The 11,004-nt window shown below is 66.0% G+C and carries 6 protein-coding genes and 3 pseudogenes; 5 read left to right on the top strand and 4 right to left on the bottom strand.

Annotated elements, in window-relative coordinates; translation table 11 throughout:
* Positions 1-142, top strand: a pseudogene (locus M8J73_RS44055) (tyrosine-type recombinase/integrase); the annotation flags it as partial.
* Between the two features lie 260 nt (positions 143-402).
* Here the strand turns inward: M8J73_RS44055 and M8J73_RS45405 are convergent.
* The 3 genes from M8J73_RS45405 to M8J73_RS44040 form a co-directional block, all read right to left on the bottom strand.
* Complete coding sequence (locus M8J73_RS45405; RefSeq protein WP_249829902.1) at positions 403-2,649, bottom strand: protein NO VEIN domain-containing protein; 2,247 nt, start codon at positions 2,647-2,649, stop codon at positions 403-405.
* Positions 2,646-3,809 (bottom strand): hypothetical protein, encoded by a 1,164-nt coding sequence (locus M8J73_RS44045; protein WP_055537451.1) that lies wholly within the window; start codon positions 3,807-3,809, stop codon positions 2,646-2,648. The genes M8J73_RS45405 and M8J73_RS44045 overlap by 4 nt, the downstream gene beginning before the upstream one ends.
* Positions 3,810-4,082: 273 nt before the next feature.
* The gene (locus M8J73_RS44040; RefSeq protein ID WP_055537452.1) at positions 4,083-5,648 is read right to left on the bottom strand and encodes a sacsin N-terminal ATP-binding-like domain-containing protein; all 1,566 of its coding nucleotides are present in this window, start codon (positions 5,646-5,648) and stop codon (positions 4,083-4,085) included.
* A gap of 359 nt (positions 5,649-6,007) precedes the next feature.
* Between M8J73_RS44040 and M8J73_RS44035 the strand changes: the two genes are divergently transcribed.
* The 4 genes and pseudogenes from M8J73_RS44035 to M8J73_RS44020 form a co-directional block, all read left to right on the top strand.
* Positions 6,008-6,472: a hypothetical protein gene (locus tag M8J73_RS44035; protein ID WP_055537453.1), complete on the top strand. Its 465-nt coding sequence runs from the start codon at positions 6,008-6,010 to the stop codon at positions 6,470-6,472.
* A 278-nt stretch (positions 6,473-6,750) separates the two neighbouring features.
* Positions 6,751-8,754 (top strand): AAA family ATPase, encoded by a 2,004-nt coding sequence (locus tag M8J73_RS44030; protein WP_055537454.1) that lies wholly within the window; start codon positions 6,751-6,753, stop codon positions 8,752-8,754.
* Positions 8,742-10,379 (top strand): UvrD-helicase domain-containing protein, encoded by a 1,638-nt coding sequence (locus tag M8J73_RS44025; RefSeq protein WP_055537455.1) that lies wholly within the window; start codon positions 8,742-8,744, stop codon positions 10,377-10,379. Before M8J73_RS44030 ends, M8J73_RS44025 begins: the two co-directional genes overlap by 13 nt.
* A 246-nt stretch (positions 10,380-10,625) precedes the next feature.
* Positions 10,626-10,836, top strand: a pseudogene (locus M8J73_RS44020) (guanyl-specific ribonuclease); the annotation flags it as partial.
* A gap of 32 nt (positions 10,837-10,868) precedes the next feature.
* Here M8J73_RS44020 and M8J73_RS44015 read toward each other — a convergent pair.
* Positions 10,869-11,004 (bottom strand): annotated as a pseudogene (locus M8J73_RS44015) (tyrosine-type recombinase/integrase); the annotation flags it as partial.

Genomic DNA, 11,004 nt, shown 5'->3' with positions numbered 1-11,004 from the left:
CACCCACGGCATCCCCATCACCGACGTCGCCGAGTGGATGGGCCACAAGACCATCGAGATCACCTTCAAGATCTACCGACACCTCATGCCCGGCTCCATCAGCAAAGCCGCCAAAATCCTCAACCTCGACCTCACCGCATAAGAAGTCGTTCTTCCCCGCCCGCGATGTGCTTCAGCTCCGGAAACGCATTCGCCGCTACAACGCCGACCATGATGTGCCCCACGGCGACGTCGTCGCCCTCGCTCTCGACGCCTAGCTCCCTGCCAAGGGCTACCCACGGACCTCGCCTTGCCCAGCACCGGGGCACGGTGATCACTTGGCTGACCTGACTGCCAAGTCACGCGGTTCATGGCCCGTTGTCGCCAGGTGTGAGACGGAGTGTGCAACTCGGCCTCCTTCGCCTACAGGTACGGTTCCGGCTCCGCCGGCGGCAGTTCGAACCTCAGGCGCATGGCGGTGCCGACGAGGCGGTAACCGGCGAGGCCGGGGGCGCTGAACGGGCTAGGAAGGGGCGTGATGCGTCGGTGGTTGCTGTCGAGGACGTGCGAGACGTAGACGATGGTGTAGGTCTCGTCCGGACGGAGATGGCTCGCCCGTTCGACTTCGGACTCTCCGAGTTCGAACTCGCCCCGGTCTCCGGTCGAGGCCTTCACCTCGTATAGGAGGGTTCGATCGCCGTCGTGGATGAGGAAGTCATAGCCGAGGCTGTCGTCGCCTGTGCCGTCAGCGAAGACATATGGGCGTAGCCCGGACTTCCAGGATTCCTCGCGGGGGACGCCGTACTGCCTCTCCAGCCAGGCGGCGACGGCCACCTCTCCTGCGAGTCCCACGGCCCTGTCCTTCTGGATGTCACGCGGAGAGACTCGGTATCCCCCGCCGCGACCGGCGGGCGCGTAGGTGGTTCGTTGTCTGGGGAGTGCGGGTGCCGACGGAGTGCCGGGCTGTGGGGAGACGGCGAGTTGGTCGGGGGTGAGGCCGGCGGCGACCTGTCGTGCGAGGTCGCGCAGGTGGTCGGGACCGATCGGGAACGCGCGTCCGTTCAGGACGAGCGACGGGCCCGGCGAGGTGGAGAGAGGGCTGCTGCCGGGGGGTGGGCTCGGCGGGAGGGGTGTGGGTTGCGTGCCGAGGGCGGCCGCCCGGTCCGTGGCGGGCATGCCCTCGGGCCAGTGGCCATGGGCCTCGAGCCAGGCGATGAGTACACGGGAGCCGATCGGCTCGAAGTCGAGCAGGCCTTCGGCATCCATCGCCGACGCGATCTCGGTAGCCGACGGCAACGAGGGACCCTCGCGGCCCTGACGGCTCCGCCAGGCGTCCACGCGAGCGCGCAGGCTGCGCAGACGCGCGTGGATCATGTCGACGCATTCCTCGTGGATCTCGGCAACCGGTCGCGGGTGGTGCTGTCGGGCCGACGTCGGGGGCAGATGCGTGACAGTCCATTCCTCGGCGTGGGCGTCGAGGACATCCACAGGCAGGTCCCAGTATTCGTGTCCCCACTGGGGGTCCGGCTCCAGGCCGGGGAGCGAGCGCAGCCGGACGTACTCCGTGAGGGAGCGGCCCGCCTTGTGTGTGACCACGTAGGCATCACGGACGCGGTCGGCCAGCCTCGCCCGGTTCTGCTGCAACCAGGTCTGGAACTGCCGTTGGTGGGTCTCCGCGTTGTCAACTGTCGGCAGGCCCAGGGCCTGCCAGGCCCGGTTGGCCTCAGCCAGGGGCACTCCCAGCGCGGACAGCTTCCGCTGCCAGTCGTTCTCGTCCAAGAGCCCCAGCAACTGGTCGGCGCGGTCGAGATCGAGCCGCGTGACCAGCCAGTCGTGGAGTTCGCCGCGATCGTGCAGGGTCTCCTGGCCGCGTTGCAGTTCCTCGGCGAGGGCGAGTTCGACGCAAGCGAGCAGGGGGACGAGTCGGGCGCTGCCGGAGCGGATCGAGGCACGGTCGGCAAGCACCGCCTCCAGACGCTGTTGCGGAATGGCGAGCACAGAGGCGATGTCCGGCTCGGTGACGTCCGCGGCGCTCCGGCCCAAGCGGTTCAGTGCGATGAACGCCAACTGTACCGCCGTGCTTAGGTACGGGGCGCCGATCAGGGTGCTCAGGGCGGTCGCGGCTGTCTCCAGCAGATGCCAGTCGGAGCGCTGCTGCGCGCACACCACGACGAGGAGGGGTTCGTCCGGATCGTCGTGCAGGAGGGAGCGGTCGTCGTCGGAGGTGTCGAGGGCGTGACCGGCGATATGGGTGACCGCGGCTCGTGCCACGACGACGCCACAGGATCGAAGCCGATGCCTGACGCGGCCTGCGGCGGGGACCCTGGCGCGGGAGGACCGCTCGTCGTCAAATTCCATCAGCGCGATGATGAGGGTCTCCAGCCAAGGCCCGGCCAAGGCGTACAGCGGCACCCGGGGAGCGTCGCCGATTGGCAGCTTGTCGACCCGGATGTCGAGTTCCGCTTCGCTCGTCGGCCGGGTCACGAAACGGCTCTGCGCCTCCAGGTGCTCGTGAACGCGCTGGCCCAGAGCCCGGTCGTCGACGGGGAGGACGGGCAGGGGTGCTTGGTCGAGCAGCCTGCGCTGCTGGGTGCCGCGGATGTCGGCCACGTAGACCGGCTCGGACTCGGACTCGGCGGTGAGGACATCCAGTGTCCCGGCCCGGCTCACGAGGAGTTCGGGGAGGATCCCGGATCGCCACCCGTTGCCGAATCCGTCCGGAGGAAGGAGGTCAGCCCAGGCCTGTTCGTAGGCTCGACGCAGCAGATGCCCGAGGTGTCCGTGGCGGAGCCGGGGCATGCGGTGGGCAGGGCGGGCAGATGGCGGAGCCGGTCCGCGGCGGTCCCGGGATCCTCCCAGCGGCGTACGCCGAGCAGTTCCAGGCGTTTGAGCACGCGGTCCGACTGCCGTCTGCGCAGTGCGGCGGAGGCTACGGTGAGGAAGGCGGGCGGTGTCTCCGCCGAGGCCCACCACCACGCCCGGTCGGCCGTGGTGAAAGCGGGTGTGTCTTCGTCGTCGCCCGTCTGGGGAATCCACGGCGCTCGGCTCAGGAAGGCGGCCAGCGGGGTGGGCCACGGTGTGCCCTTCTGGTCCGAGCCGCCCGTGAAGTGGAACTCGAGTGCCTCGGGGGCCCAGGTGTCCAGGCCGTGGATGATCAGTTCGGCGTAGAGCCTGCGGCTCTCCTCGTCGAATGCGCCGTACTCCCGCTGGCCGGGGAGCATGGCCACCCTCCTACGGGTCGGGCGGTACTCGACGGTCAAGTAGAGATCGTCTCGGCGTTTGGGCCAGCCCTGGGCCGTCGACTGCCATTGGACCCGCTCGTCCGGGTCCAGTTTCAGGGCCCACAGTCCAGGAAAGAGGGATGTACGGTTGAGATGCTGCCCCTTCACTGCCTGGAACGTTGCCACGTAGGTCGGAAGCAGTCCGTGGCGGACGCCCTGCTGTTCAAGGAAGCGCCGCAGGGTCTGCGCGTCGGTGGGGGTGCCGGCACAAATGTCGTGGGCGGGGCGGACGACCCGGTCAGCGGCAGAGACGAGGTCAGGGGAGACAGCCTCGGTACGGCCGAGGAAGCGGGCCAGTGTCCTGTCGATCGCGCCGTGTCCGCCCGACCAGCCCTCTCCGAACATGGCCTCCGTCGCGGGCACCCAGCCCTTGCGTCCCGGCACCAACAGCCCCTTGATCATTGGCCGCTTGCCGTGCAGGTTCAGCGAGGACGCCCACAGGGCGCAGGCGAACAGGAGGTGCTCGCGCAGGGCCTCGTCGTCCTCACGTACCTTGCGCATGGCATCGCCCAGCACGTCCAGGAGAGTTTGCGGACTGTAGTCGCGCACCAGCCCCTGTTCCTCCAGCCAGGTACGGCCGCGGGAGCGCCGACTGGTCTTCCTTCCCGTCCAGGCGATCTCCGTGTGGACGAAGGAGATGCTCTTCGCGAGTCCGGGCGGTAGGTCGGGTAGTGCGGCCGACGGCCCGTCCGAACGGCGGAAGAACAGCCCGGGATCGCCGGCCGGAGCCCGCTTCCCGTCGACCGTGAGGATGATTTTCCTACCCTTCAGTTCCTCGCCGGTGCCGGCGAAGCAGACCGAGAGGTCGTGGTAGTAGTCCGCCTACCTGCCCGCGTCGAACTCCTTCTCGGAGAGGTGTGAGACGACGCTCTCCGCCCAGCCGGCGAGCACGGAGGCATGCGGGAGGAGCCCCAGCGCACGGGCCGCGCCCAGCGCGACCAGCCGGTCGGCACGCAGGGGATGGAGCCCCGTGTCGATCACCTCCCGTACCCCGGATGCGGCAACGGCCTGCGGTGTGAACACGCGGGCCCTATCGGGGCCGTGCCATAAATAGCCATGCCGGTACGAGGTGCGGGCGCCGGCGGGGTGCAGTACCGGCATGAACGGCACCTCAGCGAACTCACGGCCCTGCGTCTTGAAGGCCAGCTCCAGGCGCCGCATCTGATCGTGATCCCAGCACATCAGGTCGACCAGGGCGCCTGCGGGCATCGTGACGCGCCCCTCGTCGACCAGTACGGCCGCTCGCGCGCAGGCCTCCGCCGCGGTGTCGAGGAGCAGGTCGTTCCAGTGCGTGGACTCCGCCATGGTGCGCCGGCTCACGTCCGTGTGGAACGGAGCGTTGAGGAACCCGCGCACCGGGCAGGTCGGCTGTGCACCCATGGGCAGGAACGTGTACAGCCTGCCGCGCTCCAGCGGCTCGCCCGCGGGGACCGCCACACTGACAACGGCCGACTCCCCCAGGGCATGCCAGTCGTCCGTCAGCGGTCCGGATTCGACGCCGGTGGCGATGGCCTCGTGCGCGCGCTCACGGTCCACCGCGGCCGTCACCATGATCAGGCGGGTGCGACGGCGCAGTGTGATCTTCTGGATCTTCAAGCCGCGCGATGCGAAGAGAAGATCGATCTTGCGTGTGTAGACGCTCGGGCGCCCCCGGCCGCCCACCCGGTGCGTCACGGACACCTTGCCGAGACGGTTCAGGAAGAGTTCGAACGGCACCCCGTCGTCGGCGAGTTCGCGCAGCTGGCGTACCGCTTCCTGCCGCGCTTCGGCGTTCCGCAGCGGGAGCCGGACCACGGTCACCAGTCCCCGTCGGCGGAAGGGCACCACTGCGGCTGGGACGTCGTCCACCGGCACCGGGACCTTCAACGACGACAGGTTCGCGCGCAGTTGACCTGGTGCCTCCGGATGGTCGGGAGCGACCTGGTGCGCCAGCCAGTCGAAGTCCTCGTCCCGGGCGAAGCGGAAACAGAACCCGTCGAAGGTCTTGGCTGAGGCGCCGACGACGCTGTACAGCTCCGGGGCCGCCGTGAGTTGCAGGACACTCTTGAAACCGATGCCCTTGTGGCCGATGCCCTCGTCGGGGCGCTTGCTCGACAGGCCGATGCTGCACAGCGCCTCGAAGTTCTTATATCCGAGGGGCCTGCCACCATTCGCCACGTACAGGACGCCGTGTTCGCCCTCGTCTTCGTCAAGCACGATCTCGACGCGGCCGACGCCGTCCCGCGCGGGGTGCGCGTCATGGGCGTTTTGAAGCAGTTCCACGAGCACGCGCCCCTTGTACTCGGGCGAGAGCATCCGCTCGGTGACCTCTTTGATCTCTAGGGCAGCGCGGCGTCCGCGCTTGAGGTCGGCGAGGCACCCCTCGGCCTCCATGACGGCCGTCGCCACGACCCGCTTACGCCTGGCCGAACCGCCAGCGCCTGCGGACCGCCTCGCCCGCCTCTGTCCGTCGGTCACTGTTCCCCCCGGAGCCCCCTGAACGTACTGATGCCGACGATAGGGGGGACCACTGACACACGGACGCACAACCCGGAACATGCCGGCCGGAGGGGGCTCTCGGCCTCCTCTCAGCGCTGGCATCGCCACCCCATACGCCTACCGCGAGTAGAGGTTGGGCGCCTTTTGACATCCGGCATATGGCGTGCGGTGGCCGATTCACGGGTGTATATCGGTTGTATCCTACTGTCGCGTTGCGAGGGACGCGGTAGTTGGGTGGGGGCATTGGGGCGACTGTGCGGCCAATCCCGATGGGTGAGAACAAGGAGTCGCAGCCCGCGACGCGCGAACCTGATTCCATCCAGATGAAGATCGACGGCGACGAACTCGTCGTCACCCTGGTGCATTGCAGGTACTCCTGCGAGCCGACCCCCGGCGGCCGGGTGGCTGACTTGTACGAGCTGTGCGGCCAGGCCGTCCGTAGCGCAAAGTGGCGGCAGGACCACCTGGGCCCGCTCCTGAATCACCTGGACCGACGCGCCAGAAGCTTTCGGGCCCACACTGGAGTCTCACCCTTCGAGGTCGGCAGCATCGAAGAGCTCTACCGGATCCGGGAACTCGCCCCGCAGTTGCGGCCCCGCGTCCACACCGTGCTCGCCCAGCCGGGGCTGTCCGCAGCTGCGTGCACCGAGGAATACCTGCGGCTGCTGGCCGGCGCCGAGACCTACGTCCACACTCTCACCCAGGGCACGTCCACCGTGTACTGCAGCGCATGAACTCATTGCAACGGGCCGACGGTCGTGCTGCATCCGTAGGAGCATGACTGGGCAACCCACCAACCGCCGAGGCCGTCTGCATCACCAGGCGCCACGCACGGGATCGATGACAGGCACCGATCAGCAATGATCAAAATGGACGCAACCCGTCACATCGCTGACCACTTTGAGCCAAATAGGCATCTCTACCTCTTCCGTATCAGATACTGCTCTGACTCTCGGTAGTCGCATGCGTAGACCATCCCGGGAGCGGGGTTGGGGACGATGTCGGGAGTGAGATGCAGCTGACCCATGCCGAAGTGATCAACTTTCGCGCCCTGGAGAGAGTGGACGTCCGGGTTGATCCGAAGGCCACCCTCATCGTCGGGCGCAACAACAGCGGCAAGACATCCTTCGTCAATCTCTTCGAGAAGTTCTTCGGTGAGGAAGACACAAGGTTTGTCCTGGAGGACTTCTCCACCTGCCGTATCGCCGACATCGAGCAGGCGCGGCAGATCTTCGGTGAGGGACAGGCGCACTCTGACCGGGGCGACACCGAGACGAGCGTGGACCTACTGACCAAGGCGTACGACCTCGTTCCGGCCATCCGTTTAGTTCTCACGATCGAGTACACGGAGGAGGACGACCTCGGACCCCTTACGGGTGTGATCCTCGACCTGGACGACGCTTGCTTCGAGGTCAAGATCGAGGCGACGCTGGAGGTTGCGCGTCCGCACGACTTCCTCAAGGACTTCTGGTCAGCCAGCCAGCGGGAGCCCTTCGATCGCATCAAGTGGTTGCGCAAGAACTTCTCGGACTACTTCGCCCCGGCCTATCGAGCGGTCAGCCCCTTGGACGAGAAAGTCCGCAAGGAGATCAAGCGCGGCGCCGCCGAATCCATCCTGTCGCTCAAGTTCGTCTACGCGCAGACCAAGATGGATGACGCACCGAGCGACAAGGCCCGTACGTTGTCGAAGACGTTCGAGGCCTACTACAAGGTCAACAGCGGGCACGAGGACCGTCACCAGAGCATCGAGCAGATCGAGACCGCTCTGGCGTCCGCCTCGCAGCAGCTCGACGACAACTACGCCACGCTGTTCGACCCGATCTTCGAGGACCTGCGCACCTTCGGGGTGGGCACCATCACCCCGGTCCAGAAGCCCCGTATTGTCTCCCTCATGGAGGCCTCAGGCGTCCTCCGCGGCAGTACCCGTATCCAGTACCCGTCCGGGGATGACGACTTCCATCTTCCCGAAGGCCACAACGGGCTGGGCTACAGCAAGCTGATCTTCACGATCCTGCAAGTCATCAGCTTTCACCAGACGTACGAGCGGACCACACCCAAGCCTGCGCTGCAGGTGCTGTTCATCGAGGAGCCCGAAGCCCATCTGCATCCCCAGATGCAGGAGACGTTCATCAAGAACATCCAGGACTTCATCGACCGTAAGACGGGCTGGAAGGTGCAGGTGGTCATCACCACGCACTCCTCCCACATCGTCGCCAGCAGCGGCTTCCACACGGTGCGCTACTTCGACCGTTCCGAGCCGCAGCTCACGGTCAAGGATCTCTCGACCTTCGAAGCCAACGTGAAGGCCACTCCGCAGGGTGACGAGACCCTGCGTTTCCTGCGCCAGTACATGGTCTTGCACCGGTGTGACATGTTCTTCGCGGACAAGGTGATCCTGATCGAGGGCACCGCGGAACGACTGATCCTGCCGGAGATGGTCCGGCGGTGTGCCAAAGAGCTGCTGCACCAGTACGTGTCGGTAATCGAGGTTGGCGACGCCTATGCTGTCCGGTTCCGGGAGCTGCTCGCCTTCCTGAACGTCAAGACTCTCGTGATCACGGACATCGACTCCGTGTGCCCCAAGCACCGCAAGGCCTGCCCACCCGGCCAGGGGCAGACGGTCACCTCGAACTCGACGCTCAAGAACTGGCTGCCCGCAAAGTCCGGCATCGCCGATCTGCTCGCCACCGACCCGGCTGACAAGGAACAGGGTCATGTCCGCGTCGCCTACCAGATCCCGGAGACCGATTCGGGAGCCTGCGCGCGGAGCTTCGAGGATGCCTTCATCATCGCCAACGCGGAAGTCCTCGCACGGGACTTCCGCCAGCTCGCCCTGAAGGCGGCCTTCGCCAAGGAGGTCGGGGCCGACCCCACCGCCGACGAGATCAAGGCCAAGGCCTACGACATCGCACAGCAACTCAGCGACCACAAGACGGACTTCGCCTTCGACGTCATGCTCTTGGAGGACTGGGCCGTTCCCCGCTACATCGCCGAAGGACTGCAGTGGCTAGCCTAGACACTCTCGAAGCCGTCGCCACCGAGTTGGAGGCCCGGCGCAGCTTCCTCGTCGAAGCCGGGGCCGGCGCCGGCAAGACGACCACATTGGTCCGCGCCCTACAGCGCCTTCTGACCCACCACCGCGCAGACCTGGAGGCACACGGTCGCCGGATCGCCTGCATCACCTATACCAACGTCGCCAAGAGGAAGATCCACGAACGCATCGCCGCAGATTCGCTCGTCGATGTCGGCACCATCCACGAATTCCTGTGGAGTGTCATCCAGCCATACCAGCATGAGCTCTGGCGGCAGATCCTCGACTACAACAAGGACCTATCCAAACCGGAAGACCTTGATGATGTCACCGATCCTCCCGTCATCGAGTATTCCGACCGCGGGCGCAGGCTGCACGAGGGGCGCATCTCCCACGACGATGTCATCGCGCTGTCGCTCCGTCTCGTCACGGCCCACCCCAAACTCATACGCATCATTACCAGCAAGTACCCAGTCATCTTTGTCGACGAGTACCAGGACACCTCGCTCCAGACGATCCAACTGCTGCTGGACCACCTGGCAGGCGCAGGCCGCGAGAAATGCGTGGTCGGTCTCTTCGGCGACTCCATGCAGAAGATCTACAAGTCCGGAGTCGGAGCGGTAAAGCGGCCCGGCCTGCTCACCGAGATCACCAAGCACGAGAACTACCGCTGCTCGCCTCCCGTCGTCGAGGTGCTCAACCGGATGCGTCCCGAGCTCACCCAGGACGCCGTCGGCCAGCAGCAGACCGGCGAAGTCCACCTGTTCCTCAACAGCAGCATCCCGGCCGGCCCTGAGCGTCTCACCGCCGCCGAAGCAATCCTCGCCCGGAACGGTTGGACACGGGAGAACTGCAAGTACCTGCTGCTCACCCACCGTGGGATAGCCGGCACCCTGGAGTATGCCAACCTCCTGGAGCAGTACCGAAAGCTGGGCCGCTACGGTCCCGACGACCTCATGGCACGCAACGAGCCGTATATTCAGTACCTGACCCGCATTGAGGCCATCAGCGCCGCGTTCCGCAACCATGACTTCGCCGAGCTGACCAACCTGCTGGACGAGGGACGGACACGGATCACCCGTCACGCACACAAACGCGCCATCAGTGACGCGATCCGTGCGCTCGACGCCGTACGTATCACCGGCACCATCGGCGAGGTGCTCGATCTGATGGCCGACGGCCATCTCCTAGCCCTGCCGGGAAAGCTCAAGGACCTGGAGCGCCGGAGATCCGCAACGAACCTGGACGAGCGCGACCAGCGACGGGCGGACTTCTCCAACAATCTCCGCACCGTGTCCTACCGTGAAGTCATCAGCGTCACCCACTTCATCGATGAACTCACCCCGTTCTCGACCCAGCACGGTGTCAAGGGTGACGAATTCGAGAACGTCGTGGTGGTGGTCGACGACCGCGCCTGGAACAGGTACAGCATCGGCAAGATGCTCGCCGGAACCGACAAACCCGAGCGTACAGAACGGTCACGCAACTTGTTCTACGTCTGCTGCTCGCGAGCCCAGCGCGGCCTGGCCGTGGTGTTCATCGACGATCTCCCGGCCGGAGCGGAACCCACACTCCACGACTGGTTCGAGTCAGGCACCATCCACCTGTGAAATGAGCACCCGACGGATCAGGAGCGTATTTCGGACGCCGACACAGGTAGCGCAGCCCGACGCCAATGGGCGGATTCACCCTGTGCCGCGGGTGAACAGCCTCACGCCAGGCCCGGGTGTGCGCACTGCTGCTGGGCTGGAGAGCGAGCAGCTCCGTTCGCGTGTGTCATGGGGCGGTACAACGGCGCGTGGGGGCGCCATGCCGACACCGGGTCGCAAGTCAACTCCGCGAAAGCTCATCGGACCTACCCGTACTCCCAGGACGGCACCGTCTTCCAGAACCGGGAAGGCATCCTGCCCAGCCCAGTCCTCTGGCTACTATCACGAGTACACCGTGATCACGCCGGGCTCCTCCACACGCGGCGCACGCCGCATCATCACCGGCGAGGAGTACCAGGAGGACCACTACACGGCGGACCACTACGCCTCCTTCGACCTGATCAACTACGGCTGCTGAGCCGAAGGTGACAAGAACTGTAAAGCTGGCTTTTATGCGGTGAGGTCGAGGTTGAGGATTTTGGCGGCTTTGCTGATGGAGCCGGGCATGAGGTGTCGGTAGATCTTGAAGGTGATCTCGATGGTCTTGTGGCCCATCCACTCGGCGACGTCGGTGATGGGGATGCCG

The organism is Streptomyces neyagawaensis, from assembly GCF_023516595.1.
GTDB classification, from domain to species: Bacteria; Actinomycetota; Actinomycetes; order Streptomycetales; family Streptomycetaceae; genus Streptomyces; species Streptomyces neyagawaensis.
Note: the sequence above shows the minus strand (reverse complement) of the source record. Positions and strands in the feature narration are given on the sequence as shown.